This is a genomic window from Rubellimicrobium sp. CFH 75288 (genome assembly GCF_009904055.1).
Taxonomy (GTDB): Bacteria; Pseudomonadota; Alphaproteobacteria; order Rhodobacterales; family Rhodobacteraceae; genus Rubellimicrobium.
Genome location: NZ_WYDP01000005.1, coordinates 35746 through 53595, shown reverse-complemented (window position 1 = coordinate 53595; position 17850 = coordinate 35746). Strand labels below are relative to the sequence as shown.

Sequence of the window (17850 nt, the reverse complement as noted above, 5' to 3'; positions counted from 1 at the left end):
TTCAGGCCGCCGCCTCGAGCGCCGCGCCGCTCCACCACTCCCGGAAGGCCGCGTGTTCGGCCGGCGTCAGGTGCAGATGGTGCTTGGTGCGCCGTAGCAGGACATCCTCGGGCGTGCGGGCCCATTCCTCGGCCGCGAGATGGCGCGCCTCGGCCTCGTAGAGGAGCCCTCCAAAATGGCGCCCGAGTCCTTCGAGGCTCGTGGCCTGCTTGACGATGCGATCGGCCCGGGTGCCGTACAGACGGGCGTAGTGAAGGGCGAGGGGGCGCGGCATCCACGGGTAGCGCCGTCGCAACGCTCCGAAGAACGCCTCGAAATCCGCGCCGGGCATGTCGCCGCCGGGCAGCGGGGCGTTGGCCGTCCAGTCGGCTCCCATGTGCGGGAACACTTCCCGCAGCCGGTGCAGACCGCGTTCGGCCAGTTCGCGGAAGGTGGTGATCTTGCCGCCGAAGACGTTGAGCATCGGCACGCCGCCCGTGCGGTCGAGGTCGAACACGTAGTCGCGCGTGACGGCCGACGGGTTGCCCTTTCCGTCGTCGAAGAGCGGCCGGACTCCCGAGAAGCTGTAGAGAACGTCCCCGCGCGTCAGCCCTTCCTTGAAGTACCGGTTCACGGCGGCCAGCAGGTACTCGACCTCGGCCTCGTCCGCGGACACCTCCTCGGCCGCGCCGTCATAGGGAATGTCCGTGGTGCCGATCAGGGCCAGGTCCCCTTCGTAGGGGTTGATGAAGATCACACGCCGATCGTGGTTCTGAACGAGGTAGGCGTGCGCTCCCGACCAGAACTTGGGCACCACGATGTGGCTGCCCTTGACCAGACGCACCTTGCGCGCGGAATTGGCTCCGGCGACGCGCCCGATCACGTCGGCCACCCAGGGGCCGGCGCAGTTGACCAGACAGCGGGCCCGGAACCGATGCTCCTCGCCCGAAAGGCGGCTGCGAGCCTGGACCGTCCAGGCGCCGTCCTCCCGCCGGGCCGAGACAGCCGGGCAGCGCGGCAGAACAAGGGCGCCGCGCTCGGCCGCATCGAGCGCGTTGAGCACGACCAGCCGCGCGTCGTCCACCCAGCAATCGGAATACTCGAAGCCTTTGGTGTACTCGTCGCGCAGCGGCAGGCCCTCCGGCGCGCGGCGCAGGTCCAGCACGCGGGTGCCGGGGAGCTGCCGGCGCCCGCCGAGATGGTCGTACAGGAACAACCCCGTCCGGACGAGCCAGGCCGGCCGGTCCTGCGGAGAATGCGGCAGGACGAACCGCATCGGCCAGATGATGTGGGGAGCCGCCCGGAGCAGGACTTCGCGTTCGATGAGGGCTTCGCGCACCAGCCGGAACTCGTAGTATTCGAGGTAGCGCAAACCTCCATGGACGAGCTTGCCCGAACGGGACGACGTCCCCTCCGCCAGATCGTCCCGTTCGAGAAGGACGACGGAGAGACCCCGTCCGGCCGCATCCCGGGCGAAGCCGGCCCCGTTGATGCCTCCTCCGATCACCACAAGATCCACGAGATCGGTCATCGCGGTCCTCCCGAGCAGCAGGCCAAACCGGTCCAGGCGGGCGCCAGACCCCGACGCGCGGCGAGATAGGCCGCAAAGCGCCTGTCGTACAGGGTTGCAAGGTCGGGGTCCGGCGGCTCCGGCGGACCCAGATGGGGCGTCACCCAGGCGCGGATGCAGGCGTCCATCGAAGGTTGAAGGCCCAAGGCGACCGCAGCCATCATCGCGGCGCCGGCCGCTCCGGCCTCCTCGCGCAGGCAGACCCGTGCACGAGCGCCGCAGGCGGCCGCGAGAATGGCGCGCAGCGCCGGCGACCGGACGGCGCCGCCCGTCAGGCGGATCTCGGCAGGCAGCGGTCCCATGACGCCGTAGCAGTCCCGCATCGCATAGCCCAAGCCCTCGATGACGGCGCGCACCAGATCCGCGAAGCGATGACGCCGGCTGAGCCCGTTGAAGCCGGCCCGGGCACGCGGTTCCACGAAGGGACCACGCTCCCCTGCTTCCGAGATGTAGGGGTGATACAGGACCTGCCCTGGCGTGCTCTGCGCAAGCCAACCTTCGATCCGACCGACCAGGTCGGCGCGCTCGACCGGCCTGCCCATCTCCGCCAACAGGTCCCCGGCGAGATCAAGCAGCCAATCGAGGTTGAGCGTGGCGGCCATGTTGGTCTGGACCTGCGTCACGCGGTCCGGCACGGGAATCGGGATCGCGTATCCGGTGCCTTCGGCATTGAGGTGAAACCCTTCCGGCGGCACGGCGCGCAGGTGCACCCCGGTGGAACCGATCACCGAGCAGGCGGCATCCGACTCGTCCGGCAGATGAACGCCTGCGCCGAGCGCGGTCATGGCCATGTCCACATAGCCGAGGCAGACCGGTGTGCCGGCGCGCAGCCCGGTTGCTGCAGCCGCTTCGGGCAGGAGCGGATGGGTGACCTCGGTGCCCTCGAGAATGGGTGGCAGCAGATGCCGGTAGGCCTCGAGTCCCAAGGCCGCGATCACGCGGTCGTCGTAGCGCCGCGTCCGGAAGTCCCCGAAGGTGAAGGAGGCTTCGGAAGGATCGGTTGCTGCCACTCCGGTCAGCCGCAGATGGAGCCAGTCCTTGCAATGGAGGGCATGGGCCGCCGCCTGCAGCCGGTGGGGCTCGGTCCGGGCGATATGGGCGAGCTGGGCGCCCATCTGGCAGGTATTGAGACCCGTCCCTGTCGTCTCGAACCGCACCCGTTCCTCCGAGGAGGCTGTCAGGCGCCGGACGGTGGGCGCGGCGCGGGCGTCGAGCCAGAGCCAGGCCGCGCCCACGGGCTGCCCCGCCGCGTCCACCAGCCAGGTGCCGTCGCCCTGTCCCGTGACAGCCAGCCCGACGGTCCGGCCGGCGAGGTCTTCGACCTGTCCGGCCAGGCTGCGCAGCGCGGCGGCGGCGTCCTGCCACGTGCGCTCCATGTCCTGGGTCGCCGCGCCGTCGGCGCCCGATTCATAGCGGTTGGGCACCGAGGCAACCGCGATCTGTGTCCCGTCGGGATCGAAGGCCACCGCCTTGATGACCGAGGTGCCCGAATCAAGACCGACGATCAGGTCGCCCATCGGACTGGCCCGCTCAGGCGGCAACAAGCGCACGGGCCGTGCGCTCGTCCGTGATCAGGCCGCTGAGCAGACCCGTGTGCAGGACTGCTCGGATGGCAGACGTCTTGACCGCTCCGCCGGCGAGGGCCACGACGCGACGACCGGCCAGCGAGCCAAGATCGGGTGAAAGGGTGCGGGCGGCGAGCGACGTTTCGACCGGATGGCCTGCCGCATCGAAGAAGTGGCCGAGCATCTCGCCCACTCCGCCGCGCTCCTGGACCTCCCGGATCTCCTCGGGCGCGATCATCCGCGCGGTGACAAGCTGCGCGTCGGGTTGAGCGGTGCCGATGCCCACGAACAGCAGATCCGCGCTGGCCGCCAGGTCCACCACCTCGCGCACGCCGGGCTGGGAAAGCAGCACGGCCCGATCCTCGGCCGTGTTGGCGAAAAAGGGGACCGGCATGACATAGGCCTCGGCCCCGGTCTTCTCGGCCAGACGGTGCATGACGTCGTGAGGGTTGGCGGCGTAGCGGCGGGTCAGCACCCCGACGAGCGAGACGAAGCGCGTTGCGCCTGCGTCCTGACGCGGCATGGCCGCGATGGCTGCCGCAAGCGTGCGCCCGTTGCCGACCCCGATCACCCGCGGCTCGGCGCCCCCGATGATGCGTCCCAGGAACGCAGCTCCCCCATGTCCGAGCGCGCGAAGCGGCAGGCCTTCCTCGCCCAGATCGGGAATCACCTCGGCCGTGGCGAGGCCGAACCGCTCGACCAGCCGCTGTTCGAGCCGCAGGCAGTCCGTCACGGACCCCTCGACCGAAACCTTCACGGCACCGTTTTGATTGGCCCAGGCGACCAGCCGGTGAGCCTTGACCGCCGAGACGCCCAGGCGCGCCGCCACCTCGGTCTGCGTGAGACCGCCTGCATAGTGGAGCCAGGCCGCCCGGATGGCGAGGCTTTCGTCATCGCGTGGCGCCGCAGCCCTGCCCATCGCTTCCCCGGATTTGTGACTTGAAGAAATCTTCAAGATGAGAAAAATCTTTCAACATATGCACCGATCTGTCAAGGTGGCGGGGCGGAGCAGGGCGGCTCAGACCAGCGGGACGGGGCCGCTGGTCTGCGGGTTGCAGCCGGGCTGGTGGAGGAGGCGGCCATGATCCGGGGGACGCGGATGGGGCAGGATGTGGGGGTCTGGCCGTGACGGCCGCGTCTGCTTCCCCAAGGCGCCGACGAACCCGGCGGACCGGCCTGCGCGTCGCGCTTGCGGTCGGGGTCGCCGTGCTGGTCCTGGCGCTGATTGCCCTTGATACGACGGTCGTGCCGATCGGATCGGAACTCGATGCGCGCCAGCAGGCCTTCGATCCTGCAGCCTGGGCCGCCGCGGAGTTTCCGCGCATCCAGGCTGCCATCGAGGAGCGGGCCGTCCCCGCAGCCGAGCTGGCCGCAGCGATCGCGGCCGATCCCGCCCGGGCCGCCGAGGAGTTCGGGGTCATGTCGAGCGGGATGCCTGTCTATGCCGTCACCTTCTCGGGCACCGCCGGAGAGGCGCGTTCGGGCGTCTACGACGTGACGGTCGAGGGTCTGGAGGGCATCCGCGTGCGTGTTCAGACCGGCCCGGCGATCAACGGAACGGATGTGCGCGATGCCACGGGCACTGTCGCTTTCGGCGATTTCCGCAACCAGATCGAGTATCAGGACGCAGGCGCCGCCCTCAACAACCGGGTGCGGGAGGATGTGCTCGCGGGGATCGACACGGCCAACCTGACCGGCCGCACGGTCACCGTCACCGGCGTCTTCCGCCTCGTGAATCCCGAGAACTGGCTCGTGACGCCCGTCCGGATGAGCGTGCCATGACCACAGCCCTTCTCACCCGCGACGTGCCGGCCGCGCCTGTCATCGGGCAGACCGTTCTCGAGGCTCGCGGCGTGGCCAAGTCCTTCGGGTCCATTCACGCCCTCAAGGGGGTCAACTTCGCGGTGCGGGCCGGTCAGGTCACAACCCTGTTCGGAGAGAACGGGGCCGGCAAGTCCACCCTGATGAAGATCCTTTCGGGCGTCCTCCAGCCCTCGGCGGGCGAGATCCTCCTGGATGGCGTGCCCGTGGTCTTTGCCTCCTCCGCGGATGCGCAGGAGCGCGGGGTCTCCATCATCCATCAGGAACTGTCGCTCGCCCCCAACATGTCGGTGCGCGACAACATCTTCATGGGCCGGGAGATCCGGGGTCCCTTTGGCGTGGATTTCGCCGAGGAGGAGCGCCAGACCCGCGCACTCATGCAGGAGCTCGAGGAGGAGATCGACCCGCTCACGCTCGTGGAGGACCTGCGCCTGGGTCAGCAGCAGATCGTGGAGATCGCCCGGGCGCTGTCCATCAACTCGCGTATCCTCATCATGGACGAGCCCACCTCGGCGCTGTCGGCGTCCGAGGTGGAGGTCCTCTTCCGCGTGATCCGCGACCTGAAATCCCGCGGCGTCGCGATCGTCTACATCTCCCATCATCTGGAGGAGGCGCTGCTCATCACCGACCACGCGGTGGTGCTGCGCGACGGGGCGATGGTCGCTCAGGCCGAGCGCGCCTCGATCGACCTGCCCTGGATCGTCCGGCACATGACCGGCGAGAACTACGACCTTGGCTCACCTCCGACGGATTACGAAATGGGCGAGACCGCTCTCGTCGTCGAGGGTGTGTCGGTCCCGGACGCCTCGGGGGCAGACCTGGTGGACCGTCTGTCGCTGTCCGTGCGCGCGGGCGAGATCGTCTGCCTCTACGGGTTGATGGGCGCTGGTCGCACGGAGCTTCTGGAGGCCATCGCGGGTCGGCTGCCGCTGAGCGCAGGCCGCGTGCTTCTGCACGGTCGGGACGTGTCGCACCTCTCCATCGCGGAGCGCATCCGTGAGGGCCTCGTGCTTGTGCCCGAGGATCGGCAGCGCGACGGGCTGGTTCAGACCATGAGCGTGGGCGAGAACCTCTCGCTGGCCTCGATCATGGACTTCACCCGGGGCTTCTTCACCTCGCGCGAGCGCGAGCGAACGGTCATTGCGGAGGCGATCCGGCGTACGCATATCAAGACGGCAGGTCCCGGGGCGCCGATCGGCTCGCTGTCGGGCGGCAACCAGCAGAAGGTGGTCATCGGCAAGATGCTGGCCACCGGCCCCAGGGTTGTCCTCCTCGACGAGCCGTCGCGAGGCATCGATGTGGGCGCCAAGGCCGAGGTGTTCCGGCTGCTTGTGGAAGGCGCACGGCAGGGCCTGGCCGTCGTGTTCTCCACCTCCGAACTCGCGGAATGCCTTTCGGTGGCGCATCGCATCGTGGTCATGCGCAAGGGTCGCATCGCGGCCGAGTTCGGGCCGGACGTGGCCAAGGAACGCATCATGGCGGCTTCCGGCGAAGGGGTTCACTGACGATGGCCGAGATCTCCGAATCCAGCCGGTCCGAGCGCCGCATCGCTGCCGCGCCGTCGCGGCGCTTCAGTCTCGGTTGGCTTCTCCTCGAAGGGCGGGCCTTCTTCGCCCTGATCGCGATCATCGCGGTCTTCTCGGCCCTCTCGCCGGTCTACTTTACCGTCTCCAACTTCCTGACGATGTCGAGTCAGGTGGCCATCTTCGGCCTTCTGTCCATCGGGATGCTGCTCGTGATTCTGAACGGCGGAATCGACCTGTCGGTCGGCTCGATCCTCGGCCTGTGCGGCGTCGTGGCGGGAGCCATGATGAAAGGGGTGGAAGTGGAGGCGCTCGGCGTCATCCTCTACCCGCCGGTTTGGGCCGTGGTGGTGCTGACGCTGGCGCTGGGTGCCCTGGTCGGGGCGCTCAACGGCGTCCTGGTGGCCTTCCTGAAGGTGCCGGCCTTCGTGGCCACGCTGGGGGTGATGTATGTGGCGCGCGGGGTGGCGCTGCTGCTGACCAACGGCCTGACCTTCAACAATCTCGATGGCGATCCGGCGCTCGGCAACACGGGCTTCGCCTGGCTGGGGCGGGAACGGCTGCTGGGTATTCCCGTCTCGATCCTGATCTTTGCGGCCGTGGCTCTCGCGGCAAGCCTGCTTCTCACCCGAACGGCCTTCGGCCGCTGGCTCTACTCGTCGGGCGGCAACGCGCGCGCGGCCGAACTTTCGGGCGTGCCGGTCCGCACTGTCCAAGTGACGGTTTACGTCCTCTCGGGGATCTGTGCAGCCATCGCGAGCCTGGTTCTCGCCTCGAGGCTGAACTCGGCCGGACCGACGGCCGGAACGACCTACGAGCTGACCGCCATCGCTGCGGTGGTCATCGGCGGCGCTGCCCTGACCGGCGGGCGCGGCACGGTGCAGGGGACGCTGCTCGGGGCCTTCGTGATCGGGTTCCTGTCCAATGGCCTCGTCATCATCGGGGTCTCGGCCTACTGGCAGACCGTCTTTACCGGTGCGGTGATCGTGCTGGCTGTCCTGCTCAACTCCATCCGCTACGGCGGCCGCGTCCGAAGGCCGGCCGTCGTCTCCGCTTCCCCGCCGACGGCGCCTTCCGGCTGAGGCCCGCCGGCACGGGAAACCCGCACTTCCGGCAATCCGCCGGGGGGCATTCACGATCCAAGGGAGGATGACGTGACACTCACAATTTCCCGCCGCCTGCTGATCGCCGGCGCAGCCTCTGCCCCACTGGTTGCCCGCGCGGCCTGGGCGCAGGACAAGGGGCTCATCACGATCATCGTGAACGACCCCGCCAACCCCTACTGGTTCACGGAAGGCGAAGTGGCGCGCACCACCGCCGAATCCATGGGCTACAGCGCCACGGTGGCGGCCCATACGGGCGACACCAACATCGAGTCGAACCTGATCGACACGGCCATCACCAACCGCTCGGTGGCGATCGTGCTCGACCCCGCCAATGCCGACGGCTCCATCGGCAACATCCAGCGGGCGATCGACGCCGGCATCCCGGTGATCCTCGTCAATGCCGAGATCAATCAGGAAGGTCTTGCCATCGCGCAGCTCGTCTCCAACAACGCCCAGGGCGCGGCGCTCGGAGCCCAGCGCTGGGTGGAGGTCATGGGCGAGCAGGGCAACTATGTCGAGCTGGTCGGCGCGCCCTCTGACAACAACGCGGCCACGCGCTCCAACGGGTACATGACGGTGATCTCGCAATATCCCGACCTCGTTCAGGTCGGGCGGGAGGTTGCCAACTGGGACCGCACCCAAGGCTACAACCGGATGCAAGCCCTGCTGCAGGCCAACCCCGACCTCCAGGGGGTCATCTCCGGCAACGACGAGATGGCGCTGGGCGCCATCGCGGCCTTGCAGGAGGCCGGGCGCCTCGAGGGCGTGGTGGTCGGCGGCTTCGACGGCTCCCCCGATGCCGTGGAGGCCGTGCGGGCTGGAACGCTCGCCTATACCGTGCTCCAACCGGTCGCGGTCTTCTCGGCCGAGGCGATCCGGCAGGTCGACAACTATCTCACCACCGGCTCGACAGGGGCAGACAGCGAAAAGCAGCTGTTCGACTGCCTTCTCATCACGCCGGAGAACATCGACCAGTACACCGGACCGTTCACCATGGCGAGCTGAGGGAAGGGCGGGCGCCTGCCCCGGCGCCCGCCGGCTCCTCGCCCGATCCCGGACATGCGATGGCATCCCTGCTCGGTCTCGACTGCGGGCTGACCGTGACCAAGGCAGTGCTGTTCGATGCGGACGGCACCCTTCTGGCCGCGGCCCGCATGCGCGTTCCCCGCATGATGCCGCGGCCACGCCACGTCGAGCGCGATCTGGACGTGCTGTGGCAGGCGGTAGCGGCGGCCATCCACGAGGTTCTGGAGCGGTCCGGGCGCGCGCCTGCAGATGTGCGTGCCGTCGCCGCAACCGGGCATGGCGACGGCCTTCACCTGCTCGACCGGAACGGGCGGCCCCTGGGATCGGGCATCCTGTCGCTCGACAGCCGGGCGGGTGCGCTCGTCGCGCGCTGGCGGGCCGAAGGGGTTGCAGCCGAAGCCCTGGCCCTGACGGGACAGGAGCCCCATGCCGCTTCCCCTGCCGCGCTGCTGGCCTGGCTGCGCGCTGAGGAGCCGGACCGGTTCGCACGGATCGGACATGTTCTCTCGTGCAAGGACTGGGTCTGCTATCGGCTGACCGGCGAGATCGGCACCGACCGGACAGAAGCCAGCACGGCCTTCGCCGACTGGCGGACGCAGATGTGGTCGCGTCAAGCCCTGGAACTTTACGGCCTCGGCGATCTCGAGGGCGCGCTGCCGCCCATCGCACAGCCGGCCGAGCTGATCGGAGCCGTGAGGCGCGAAGCCGCAGAGGAAACGGGTCTGCCCGCAGGAATCCCCGTTGCTGCCGGACTCCACGACGTGACGGCCTCGGCCCTCGGCATCGGGGGACACAGGGAAGGCATCGTCGCCGTTGTGGCCGGAACCTACTCGATCAACGAGACGGTTACCACAGTGCCGCATGTCGATCCGCGCTGGTTCCTGCGTAGCGCCGTCGCGCCGGGGACTTGGCATGCGATGGCCATCTCCCCCGCCTCGTCGGCCAACTATGACTGGTTTCTCGACAGGCTCTGCCCTCGCGAGCGGCAGGACTGGGGTCCGGAGATCCACGACCACCTGATGCCCGAGATCGAGGCGGCCTTCGCACGCCAGTCTCCGCCGATCTTCCACCCCTTCCTGTTCGGATCTCCCTATGGCCCCGAGGCCTCCGGAGCGTTTCTCGGCCTGCGCGGCTGGCATGAGCGCGGCGATCTGCTGCGGGCCGTCCTCGAGGGGATCGCCCTGACCCACCGACTCCATGTGGATGCGCTTCGCGAGACCTTTCCAGTCGAAGCGTGCCACCTCACGGGAGGCGTCTCGCGCCATCCGGCCATGGCACAGCTGTTCGCCGACATGCTCGGCCTGCCCGTGGTCACGACCGACACGCCCGAGGCGGCCGCCTGGGGGGCTGCGCTCTGTGCGGGTGCGGCCTCGGGGCTGTTGCCCGGCTGGGACAGCGACCCGCGCGACCTGTCGGCCTTGTCGACGGTCACCGAACCGGATCCGGACCGCCGTGCCGAGATGGAGGACCGCTTCGCTCTCTACAAGCGCGCGGCAGAGGCTCTGGCGCCGGTGTGGCGATCGCTCGAGGGTGCCGAAGCATGACGCCGGCTGACCGGGAGGCCCGGCTGGCCGCGATCCTCCGGAGGGGTGTGGACGTCCTCATCGTCGGCGGAGGGATCAACGGAGCCGGGCTGTTCCGCGACCTGTGCCTTCAGGGGATCACCTGTCTGCTCGTGGACAAGGGGGATTGGTGCTCGGGAACCTCCGCTGCGCCATCCCGTCTGATCCACGGCGGCATCAAGTATCTCGAGACGGGGGACCTGCGCCTCGTCTCGGAATCCACGCTCGAGCGGAACCGGCTTCTGCGCAACGCTCCCCATCTGGTCCGTCCGCTTCCTACGGTGCTGCCGGTCTTTTCGTGGACGCGTGGAACCGGGGCGGCGCTGCGGACGCTCCTGGGATCGCGCACGGCGCCGCGGTCGCGCGGAATGCTGCCTGTCGCGCTGGGCCTGTGGCTCTATGACGCCTACGGGGCGCGCGAGCGGATCATGCCACGCCACCGCCTGTGGAGCCGGTCCAAGGCTCTGGGCGACATGCCCGCCCTGTCGCCGCGGATCGTGGGTGCGGGTCTCTACTGGGACGCCTGGGTGACGAGCCCCGAGCGGCTTGTTCTCGAACTCGTCCAGGACGGTCTGGCCGCCGATGCGTCTTCGGCGGCCGTGTCCTATACGGAACTGGCAGAGCGCCAGGGCGGAACGGTGCGGCTTCGTCGCGAGGCCGGCACGGTGATGGCCGTTCGGCCGCGGGTTGTCGTCAATGCGGCCGGTCCCTGGATCGACCACGTCAACGAGAGGCTGGACGTGCCGGGACGGCTGATCGGCGGGACGCGCGGCAGCCATGTCATCCTCGACCACCCCGAACTCTGGCGGCAGCTCGCCGGACGGATGGTCTATTTCGAGGCGGATGATGGCCGCATCTGCCTGGCGTTTCCTTATCTGGGACGGGTGCTTGCAGGCTCGACGGACATTCCCGACGACAATCCGGATCAGGCCCGCGCCAGCGAGCAGGAGGTGGCATATATCCTCCAGAGCCTGCGGCATCTGTTTCCGCATCTGGACTTCGCGCGCGAGCAGGTGCGGCACGTCTATGCGGGGGTCCGCCCCCTGCCGCACTCGGATGCAGCGACGCCGGGCCTGATCAGCCGCGACCATTCTGCCCCCGTGGCCGAGCCGGAGGGGGATCGGCCGTTTCCCGTCGTCAGCCTAGTGGGAGGCAAGTGGACGACGTTTCGTGGCTTTGCCGAAGAGGTTGCGGATCTCGTGCTTCACCGTCTCGGCCGGCCGAGGCGGGCCTCCACCCGGGAGGCCGCGATCGGCGGCGGACGCGACTGGCCGGAGGACCCGGTTGCATGGAGCGCCGATCTTGCGGCGGAGACGGGCCTTGCGCCGGACCGGGTAGCCGAACTGCTCGGCCGCTACGGGACGACAGCACGGTGCGTGGCACTCCGCTATGCCGGGGATCGGGACAATCAGCGACTCGACAGTGACGCGTCGTGGAGCCTGGGCGAGATCGAACGCATCCTCCGGGAAGAGGATGTCGTTCATCTGGAGGACGTCGTCCTGCGCCGCACCACGTTGGCCATCACGGGCCGCCTTGGGCACGCCGATCTCGAGCGGATCGCCGCGCTTGCCGGCCGTGTGCTGGGCTGGGACGAGGAGCGTCGGCGACGGGAGGTGGAGGGGACGCGCCGACGCCTCGAGACGGTTCACGGGATGCGCCTCGACCCGGCGGACCGGGCCGCCTGAGCCTCAGCCTCTTCGATACCGGGCATCCACGGCCTCGATGTCGCGCACGTTCGCCGCGGAATGGCTCTGCGGGTCGAAGCGGCCCGTCTGAGCCAGCCATGCCTCGACCACCGCCTTGGCGAGTTCGGGGCCGATGACCCGTGCGCCCATAGTGATGATCTGGGCGTCGTTGGACAATGCCGCCCGTTCGGCCGAGTAGGTGTCGTGGACCTGCGCGGCGCGGATGCCCGGCACCTTGTTGGCCGCGATGGCCACGCCGATCCCTGTCCCGCAGCAGAGGATCGCGCGGTCGAAGGTTCCTGCCCGGACGGCCTGAGCCACCCGCTCGGCCAGCGAAGCGTAGAGTTCTGTCTGCCCCTCAGGCGGGTCGGAGATCTCCTCGATCACGAGGTCGTCGCGCTGACGCAGATGGTCGGCCAGGATCTTGGCAAGGGGCAGGCCGGCGCTGTCGCCGGCAATGGCGAGTTTCATGTGTTTTCCTCCGGGTGGGGGCGACGGGCAGTCCCGATCGGTGCAGCGTCTTGCTGCAGCGCGAGGTCTAGGACAGCCCGGCAATTGGGGGCCGAGGTGGCCAGCACGTCGATCACGCCCGTCCGCAGCGCACCGAGGATCGCCGTGACCTTGCTCGGCTCGGCCGCGACCGCGATGGTGCAGCCGATCCGGGCCAGATCCTCCCGGCCGAGACCGATCACCCGTCCGCCGAGTCGCTCGTTCCGGGCCTCTCCCGACAGGGTGAAGAAGTCGTAGCCCATGAGGTCCCCCACGACCCCTTCCGCTTGGGCCTGGCGGATCTCGTCCGGGCTGAACCAGCCCATGCGCGCCATGTGGCTGTCGGGTCCGAGATCCCCGATTCCCATGATCGCCACATCCGCGCCCCGCGCGCGGTTGAGGGTGCGGCGCACCGTCTCGTGCCGCATGAGGGCTTCGCGGAGGGCAGGGTCCGGGACATAGGCCGGGGCATAGAGCGTTGTGGCGGTGCCGCCGAAGCGTCGCGCGAAGGCGCGGCAGATGTGGTCGGCGTTGCCCTCCTCTCCTGCCTCGGACGCGCCCCCGGAGGCGGAGACCCATTCGATTCCGTCAAAGCCACGGCCCGCCTGGGCGGCAGCGACCGCCGCCACGTTGCGCCCCATGCCGATGGCCACCACGGCATTCTCCCGCAGGGTGGATTCGAGAAAGTTCGACACCAGTCCGGCCACGGCCGCGCGCTGCCGCACCGGCGCGGAAGCCTCGGGCGCGACGAGAAGATGCCGCAGGCCGAACCGGCGCGCGAAAGCCGCCTCGAGATCCCGGGTCTGGGACGAATGAAGCCGGACGCGGATCTCGACGAGCCCCTCCTCCTGCGCCTCGCGCAACAGACGGTTGACCTTCATCCGCGAGAGCGAGAGCGCCCGGGCGATGGTGTCCTGCGTCTCGTTCTCGATGAAATAGCGTCGGGCGATCTCCACCAGGAGGCCGACGCTGTCACCTCGAGAGGGGCCACCGTCCGCTGCCATGCGACTCCTCCACCACTGTGCGAACATGTGTGCATGATCTGTTCAATTGTCAATCACACAACCCGCCCTTGCCGCGATGCAGCAACGATTTCCTGCTCCACCACGCTTGACGAACCGAACAAATGGACACAGTTGTGTGCTAAAGCACGGCCCGGGGCCGGGCAGGGGAGGACATGATGCCGCTCTTCGAGGTGGAGGGCTTGCGCAAGTCGTTCGGCGGCGTGATGGCGCTGCGGGACGGCCGCTTCCGTCTCGATGCCGGCTCGGTTCATGCGCTGTGCGGCGGCAACGGGGCGGGAAAGTCCACATTCCTCAAGATCGTCATGGGAATCGAGAGCCGCGACGGCGGACGCATCCGGCTAGACGGCCGTGAGGTCCGTTTCGCCTCGCCGCGCGAGGCCTTGGCTGCCGGCGTCGCCATGGTGGAGCAGGAACTGAGCCCTGTCCCAGCCATGACGGTGGCCGAGAACATCTTCCTGGGTCGCGAACCCACTCGCGCCTTCGGCCGGGTCGATTTCGCACGGATGAACCGCGAGGCGGCGGAGCTTCTGGGCCGGCTGGGCTTCCACCTGCCGCCCGACCGCCCCATGATGGACCTGACCGTGGCGCAGGTCCAGCTGGTCGAGATCGCCAAGGCGCTGAGCCACGAGGCCCGCGTCATCATCATGGACGAGCCGACATCGGCGCTCGGCGAGGCGGAGGCTGGCCACCTGTTCGACGCCATCGAGCGGCTGCGCGCGCAGGGCGCCGGGATCATCTACGTCTCGCACCGCCTCTCGGAAATCTTCCGCATCGCCGATCGCTGGACGGTGTTCCGGGACGGCTGTCACGTGGCCGAGGGCTCGATGGCCGAAGTCACGCGCGAAACGCTGATCCAGCACATCGTGGGCCGCCCCCTGGCGGAGGAGTTCGTCAAGGAGAACGTGCCCGGCCCCGAGACCATGCTCGAGGTCGAGGGCCTGACCCGCGAGAGGCTGATCCGCGACGTGTCGTTCTCGGCCCGGCGAGGCGAGATCCTGGGGATCTATGGCCTGATGGGTTCGGGGCGCACGGAGATCCTCGAATGTCTCTTCGGTCTGGCGCCCGATCGCAAGTCGGGTCGCATCCGCCTCGACGGGCGCGAGGTGCGCATCCGCTCGCCCAAGGATGCCATCCGGGCGGGTCTCGCCCTGGTGACGGAGGACCGGAAGGGCTCCGGCCTCGTGCTGACGGGCAGCGTGCGCTCTAACATTACCCTGGCAGGACTCGAAGGGCTGTCGATCGGTCCGGCGATGAACGTGCGGCGCGAGCGTGCCGCCGCACGGCGGATGATCGAGGCCTTTTCCATCAGGACGCCGCACGACGCGCTGGAGGTGTCCGGCCTCTCGGGGGGCAACCAGCAGAAGGTGGTTCTCGGCAAGTGGTTTCTGACCGAGCCGAGGGTGCTGCTGCTCGATGAGCCGACGCGCGGAGTCGATGTGGGCGCCAAGCGTGAGATCTACCGCGTCATGTCGGATTTTGCAGGCGCCGGCGGCACGGTGGTCCTGGTCTCGTCGGAGACCGAGGAGGTCCTGGGGATGGCGGACCGGATCGTGGTGATCCGAGACGGCCGGGTGGCGGGCGAGATGGTGCGCGAGGCCGCGACGGCCGAGGACCTCGTTCATCTGGCGGCGTGAGGGGAGAGACGATGGCGGTCGGAACGGCAAGGCGGATCGACACGGGCGAGATCATGCGCCGCTACGGCATCCTCATCGCCTTCCTGGTGCTCTGCGTCGTGCTGGCGGTGGTCAACCAGAACTTCCTGACCACACGCAACATCCTCAACGTCCTGCGTCAGACCTCCATCAACGGCATTCTGGCGATCGGAATGACCTTCGTGATCCTGGCGCGTGGGATCGACCTGTCGGTGGGTTCGATCGTGGCGCTGGCGGGCGTCGTCTCGGCCTCCCTCGCCACGATGGCGACGACGGCGATGGTGCCCGGCGGGCCCTATCCCGCGGCGCTGGCGATCCTTGCCGGGCTGGCGGTGGGGGCAGCCTGCGGCGCGGTCAACGGCGTGATCGTGGCGCGCTTTCACGTGCCCTCCTTCGTGGTCACGCTGGGGATGCTGTCGGCGGCGCGGGGGCTCACGCTGCTCTATGCAGGGGGGCGGCCGGTGCCCAATCTGACGGACAGCTACCGGTTCATGGGCAACGGCTCGCTTTGGGGCATTCCCATGCCGGTCGTGATCTTCGCGGCCGTGTTCCTCGTGGCGTGGTGGGTGCTGAGCCAGAGCCGCTTCGGACGGCAGGTCTATGCCGTGGGCGGCAACCCCCATGCAGCCCGCGTTTCGGGCATCTCCGTCGCATCCATCCGGATCTGGATCTTCGTGATCTCGGGCACCCTGGCGGGGCTGGGTGGCATGATCCTCGCGGCGCGCACGGGGTCGGCGCTGACCCAAGCCGGGATCGCCTACGAACTCGACGCGATCGCGGCAGTCGTGATCGGGGGCACGTCGCTCGCGGGCGGGGTGGGGCGGGTCACGGGCACGCTGATCGGGGCGCTGCTGATCGGAGTGATGAACAACGGCCTCGACCTCATGGGGGTCCAGTCCTACTACCAGCAGGTCATCAAGGGCGTGCTGATCGTGGCCGCCGTGATGCTCGACCAGTCACGGAACAGACGGGATTGATTTGGCCCCCGATCCGGCCGGGCCGGGGGAGACGACCACGCGCAATCGGGAGGATGACGCGCATGAGACGACTTCTGACCCTCGCTTCGACCCTGGCTCTCGCCGCCGGCGCGGCGGCCGCACAGGACGAGCCCCTTCGCATCGGCGCCGCCGTCTATGGCCTCAATGCCGAGTTCATGCAGATCTGGTCTGCGGCGCTCGAGGAGCATCCGGCCGTGCAGGAGGGGATCGTGGACGTCACGATCTTCGACGGCCGCTACGACGCGCTCGTCCAGCAGGAACAGTTCGAGACGATGATCACGCAAGGCTTCGACGCGATCATCTTCGTTCCCATCGACATCGAGGCCGGTGCCGCCGCGGTGCAGGCCGCGCATGACGCGGGCATCCCGGTCGTCGGCTCCAACACCCGCGTCAACAGCGATCTGCTCCACTCCTATGTCGGCTCCGACGACGTGATGTCGGGCCGGATGGTGGCCGAATACGTGCTGGAGCAGATCGGCTGCGAGGGCAATGTCGTGATCCTGGAAGGTCCGATCGGGCAATCCGCACAGATCCAGCGCCTGGAAGGCAACATGCAGGCCTTGGCCGAGTGCCCGGATGTCACCGTGCTGGAACAGCAGACGGCCAACTGGTCGCGGGCCGAGGCCCAGACGCTGATGGAGAACTGGCTGACCACCCATGGTGATGCGATCGACGGGGTGATCGGGCAGAACGACGAGATGGCGCTGGGCGCCATCGAGGCCATCAAGGGTGCGGGCCTGAACGTCGAGGATTTCGCCATCGCCGGGATCGACGGGATCACGGATGCGCTCAATGCCGTCAAGGCCGGCGAGATGCAGTCGATCCTGCAGGACGCGCGCGCGCAGGCGCAGGGCGCACTCGATGTCGCCATCAAGGCCGTGAAGCCGGACTACGAGCCGATGTCCGACATCTGGGAGCAGTATCCGGAGATGCCGTGGAATGACGGCGCGGATGCGGAATACAACGTCCCCTGGACGCCCGTGACGGAAGAGAATGTGGACGAGCTGCTGGCCCAGCGCCAGTAGGCAACCGCAGCGACAAGACGGGAGCGGCCGGAGCGATCCGGCCGCTCGCCCACATGAACGGGGTGAAGCCTTGGACCTGACCTTCGGACTCGACGGGCGCACGGCGCTCGTGACCGGCGCGGCCTCGGGGATCGGTGCGGCCATCGCCGGAGCCTTCGCGAACAAGGGCGCGCGGGTGGCTCTGGTGGACCGTGCCCTCGACACGGCGCGCGAGCGCGCGGCAGCCCTGGAGGGCGCGGAGGCCTTCGGCTGCGACGTCACCGATCCCGACAGCGTTGCGCAGACCATCGCCGCCGTGCACTCCGCCTTCGGGCGCATCGACATCCTTGTGAACTCGGCGGGCATCGTGGACCTTGCCCCCGCGGAAGAGATCGGGCTGGAAGCCTGGCGCCGGACGCTCGACATCAACCTGACGGGCAGCTTCCTCGTGGCGCAGGCAGTCGGCCGCGTGATGATCGCGCAAGGGAACGGGCGGATCATCAATCTCGCCTCGCAGGCCGGATCGGTAGCCATCGAGGGTCATGTCGCCTATTGCGCCTCCAAGTTCGGCGTGATCGGGATGACCAAGACCCTCGCGCTCGAATGGGGACGCCACGGGATCACGGTGAACTCCATCTCGCCCACGGTGGTGATGACGGAGCTGGGCCGCAAGGCATGGGAAGGGCCGAAGGGCGAGGCGATGAAGGGGCTGATCCCCGTGGGCCGCTTTGCCGAGCCCGAGGAGATCGCGGCCGCGGCGGTATTTCTGGCCTCGGACGCAGCGGCGATGATCAACGGGGCCGACCTTCTGGTGGACGGCGGCTACACGGTGCGCTGAGGGGAGA

The 17850-nt window shown here is 68.7% G+C and carries 15 protein-coding genes; 10 read left to right on the top strand and 5 right to left on the bottom strand.

The features are described 5' to 3' along the window. Position 1: 1 nt before the first annotated feature. The 3 genes from GT358_RS05980 to GT358_RS05970 are packed head-to-tail and all read right to left on the bottom strand — an operon-like array spanning position 2 to position 4033. The gene (locus tag GT358_RS05980) at positions 2–1510 is read right to left on the bottom strand and encodes a glycerol-3-phosphate dehydrogenase (protein ID WP_166581690.1); all 1509 of its coding nucleotides are present in this window, start codon (positions 1508–1510) and stop codon (positions 2–4) included. Then, the gene (locus GT358_RS05975) at positions 1507–3066 is read right to left on the bottom strand and encodes an FGGY-family carbohydrate kinase (protein ID WP_166581689.1); all 1560 of its coding nucleotides are present in this window, start codon (positions 3064–3066) and stop codon (positions 1507–1509) included. Before GT358_RS05975 ends, GT358_RS05980 begins: the two co-directional genes overlap by 4 nt. Positions 3067–3079: 13 nt before the next feature. Further along, complete coding sequence (locus GT358_RS05970) at positions 3080–4033, bottom strand: sugar-binding transcriptional regulator (protein WP_166581688.1); 954 nt, start codon at positions 4031–4033, stop codon at positions 3080–3082. Positions 4034–4320: 287 nt separating this feature from the next. Here GT358_RS05970 and GT358_RS05965 point away from each other — a divergent pair, with 287 nt between their 5' ends. The 6 genes from GT358_RS05965 to GT358_RS05940 all read left to right on the top strand — a co-directional run bounded on the left by GT358_RS05965 (position 4321) and on the right by GT358_RS05940 (position 11837). After that, the gene (locus GT358_RS05965; RefSeq protein ID WP_371416232.1) at positions 4321–4896 is read left to right on the top strand and encodes a DUF2291 family protein; all 576 of its coding nucleotides are present in this window, start codon (positions 4321–4323) and stop codon (positions 4894–4896) included. Further along, entirely contained in the window at positions 4893–6440 is a 1548-nt protein-coding gene (locus tag GT358_RS05960; RefSeq protein WP_166581686.1) for a sugar ABC transporter ATP-binding protein, read from the top strand. The genes GT358_RS05965 and GT358_RS05960 overlap by 4 nt, the downstream gene beginning before the upstream one ends. 2 nt (positions 6441–6442) lie before the next feature. Further along, entirely contained in the window at positions 6443–7540 is a 1098-nt protein-coding gene (locus GT358_RS05955; RefSeq protein ID WP_166581685.1) for an ABC transporter permease, read from the top strand. Positions 7541–7612: 72 nt separating this feature from the next. Next, a complete protein-coding gene (locus GT358_RS05950; protein ID WP_371416231.1) occupies positions 7613–8569 on the top strand; it encodes a D-ribose ABC transporter substrate-binding protein in 957 nt (318 codons plus the stop codon). Between the two features lie 59 nt (positions 8570–8628). Then, a complete protein-coding gene (locus tag GT358_RS05945) occupies positions 8629–10134 on the top strand; it encodes an FGGY-family carbohydrate kinase (RefSeq protein ID WP_166581684.1) in 1506 nt (501 codons plus the stop codon). Further along, positions 10131–11837 (top strand): glycerol-3-phosphate dehydrogenase/oxidase, encoded by a 1707-nt coding sequence (locus GT358_RS05940; protein ID WP_166581683.1) that lies wholly within the window; start codon positions 10131–10133, stop codon positions 11835–11837. The genes GT358_RS05945 and GT358_RS05940 overlap by 4 nt, the downstream gene beginning before the upstream one ends. 3 nt (positions 11838–11840) lie before the next feature. Here GT358_RS05940 and GT358_RS05935 read toward each other — a convergent pair whose 3' ends face one another. Together GT358_RS05935 and GT358_RS05930 are read right to left on the bottom strand one after the other, a co-directional pair. Continuing rightward, positions 11841–12308 carry an RpiB/LacA/LacB family sugar-phosphate isomerase gene (locus tag GT358_RS05935; protein ID WP_166581682.1) on the bottom strand — a complete coding sequence of 156 codons (468 nt, stop codon included), beginning with the start codon at positions 12306–12308 and terminating at the stop codon, positions 11841–11843. Next, positions 12305–13330: a sugar-binding transcriptional regulator gene (locus GT358_RS05930; protein WP_166581681.1), complete on the bottom strand. Its 1026-nt coding sequence runs from the start codon at positions 13328–13330 to the stop codon at positions 12305–12307. The genes GT358_RS05935 and GT358_RS05930 overlap by 4 nt, the downstream gene beginning before the upstream one ends. 173 nt (positions 13331–13503) lie before the next feature. Here GT358_RS05930 and GT358_RS05925 point away from each other — a divergent pair, with 173 nt between their 5' ends. From GT358_RS05925 to GT358_RS05910, 4 genes are all read left to right on the top strand, one after another. Then, positions 13504–14985, top strand: coding sequence for a sugar ABC transporter ATP-binding protein (locus GT358_RS05925; protein ID WP_166581680.1), 1482 nt, complete (start codon positions 13504–13506; stop codon positions 14983–14985). A gap of 11 nt (positions 14986–14996) precedes the next feature. Then, positions 14997–15980 carry an ABC transporter permease gene (locus tag GT358_RS05920; RefSeq protein ID WP_166581679.1) on the top strand — a complete coding sequence of 328 codons (984 nt, stop codon included), beginning with the start codon at positions 14997–14999 and terminating at the stop codon, positions 15978–15980. 62 nt (positions 15981–16042) lie between these two features. After that, positions 16043–17026: a substrate-binding domain-containing protein gene (locus tag GT358_RS05915; protein ID WP_166581678.1), complete on the top strand. Its 984-nt coding sequence runs from the start codon at positions 16043–16045 to the stop codon at positions 17024–17026. A 70-nt stretch (positions 17027–17096) separates the two neighbouring features. After that, the gene (locus GT358_RS05910) at positions 17097–17843 is read left to right on the top strand and encodes a GolD/DthD family dehydrogenase (RefSeq protein WP_243730737.1); all 747 of its coding nucleotides are present in this window, start codon (positions 17097–17099) and stop codon (positions 17841–17843) included. Positions 17844–17850: the final 7 nt, after the last annotated feature.

Excerpts from the sequence above, each read along its gene's own strand:
- GT358_RS05980 (WP_166581690.1), bottom strand. The coding sequence starts at position 1,510 with ATGACCGATCTCGTGGATCTTGTGGTGATCGGAGGAGGCATCAACGGG.
- GT358_RS05975 (WP_166581689.1), bottom strand. The coding sequence starts at position 3,066 with ATGGGCGACCTGATCGTCGGTCTTGATTCGGGCACCTCGGTCATCAAG.
- GT358_RS05970 (WP_166581688.1), bottom strand. The coding sequence starts at position 4,033 with ATGGGCAGGGCTGCGGCGCCACGCGATGACGAAAGCCTCGCCATCCGG.
- GT358_RS05960 (WP_166581686.1), top strand. The coding sequence starts at position 4,893 with ATGACCACAGCCCTTCTCACCCGCGACGTGCCGGCCGCGCCTGTCATC.
- GT358_RS05955 (WP_166581685.1), top strand. The coding sequence starts at position 6,443 with ATGGCCGAGATCTCCGAATCCAGCCGGTCCGAGCGCCGCATCGCTGCC.
- GT358_RS05945 (WP_166581684.1), top strand. The coding sequence starts at position 8,629 with ATGGCATCCCTGCTCGGTCTCGACTGCGGGCTGACCGTGACCAAGGCA.
- GT358_RS05940 (WP_166581683.1), top strand. The coding sequence starts at position 10,131 with ATGACGCCGGCTGACCGGGAGGCCCGGCTGGCCGCGATCCTCCGGAGG.
- GT358_RS05935 (WP_166581682.1), bottom strand. The coding sequence starts at position 12,308 with ATGAAACTCGCCATTGCCGGCGACAGCGCCGGCCTGCCCCTTGCCAAG.
- GT358_RS05930 (WP_166581681.1), bottom strand. The coding sequence starts at position 13,330 with ATGGCAGCGGACGGTGGCCCCTCTCGAGGTGACAGCGTCGGCCTCCTG.
- GT358_RS05925 (WP_166581680.1), top strand. The coding sequence starts at position 13,504 with ATGATGCCGCTCTTCGAGGTGGAGGGCTTGCGCAAGTCGTTCGGCGGC.
- GT358_RS05920 (WP_166581679.1), top strand. The coding sequence starts at position 14,997 with ATGGCGGTCGGAACGGCAAGGCGGATCGACACGGGCGAGATCATGCGC.
- GT358_RS05915 (WP_166581678.1), top strand. The coding sequence starts at position 16,043 with ATGAGACGACTTCTGACCCTCGCTTCGACCCTGGCTCTCGCCGCCGGC.